This window comes from Oleiphilus sp. HI0067 (assembly GCF_001635735.1).
Genome location: NZ_LWFI01001512.1, coordinates 1 through 919 on the forward strand (window position 1 = coordinate 1; position 919 = coordinate 919).

General features: G+C 45.2%; 1 protein-coding gene. It reads left to right on the forward strand.

All coding sequences use genetic code 11. The annotated features are described in order from the left end of the window. Nucleotides 1–919, forward strand: a 919-nt coding sequence (locus A3739_RS24695) for an exodeoxyribonuclease V subunit gamma (RefSeq protein ID WP_197472550.1), incomplete at both ends; no start/stop codon positions are given.

The following is a 919-nucleotide window of genomic DNA, read 5'->3' on the forward strand; positions in this document are numbered from 1 at the left end:
AGGACTGTCATGCTCTATCTTTACCCCTCTAACAAAACTGCGAACTTGGCGACTGTGCTTGCTGAGATTATGCGGGCAGATCCGCTCGCGGACCCATTTGAGTCCGACATCATTCTTACCCAGAGTCATGGTATGGGCGTGTGGTTGAATCAGCAGATTTCTGCAAATCAGGGTGTCTCATGCATGATCGACAGCATGATGCCCGGCGCGTTTTTATGGAGTTTGATGGATAAGCTAGATATTACTGGTGAAGAGGATGGCACCGGTGCTGTAGAGCAAAACAGCGTTCAACACTTCGAGAAGAGTAATCTGCGTTGGGAGATTTTTCGGCAATTACCCGACTTAATTGAACGCGATGAATTCCAGCCTGTGCGCCAATACATTCAAGCGCTTGTTGCACGTGAAAGTAGGTCTGAATCCGAGCAAACAGAACTCAGTCCAGCAATATTGTTTCAGGTGAGTGAATTGCTCGCTGATAATTTTGATGCTTATCAAAACTATCGGCCTGATTGGATTGATGCTTGGGAGCAGGGTGGTTTTATCGATAATGATAAAAACTTTGGTAGTGGCATTAACAAAGAAAGCGATGAAGCGTGGCAACGCTCACTTTGGTTGAATTTATATCCAGGTATCCCCGTAGATCAGCGACATCATCGTTCCGCACAACTGCAGTCTTTAACTAGACATCTTGCACAAAGCAGTGTAGGTAAAGCAGCACTTCCCAAACGGTTATTTATCTTTGGTTTAGCGGCTATTCCTCCTCAATGGCTACCATTGTTTTTGGCGCTCGGGAAACACATCGATATCCATTTTTTATTTCAGAATCCGAGCAGAGCGTATTGGGCAGATATTGTGTCTGAAAAGAATGCGCTAAAAGAACAAATGAAGGTCGAACAGTCGGCTGTCATAGGTAACGAAG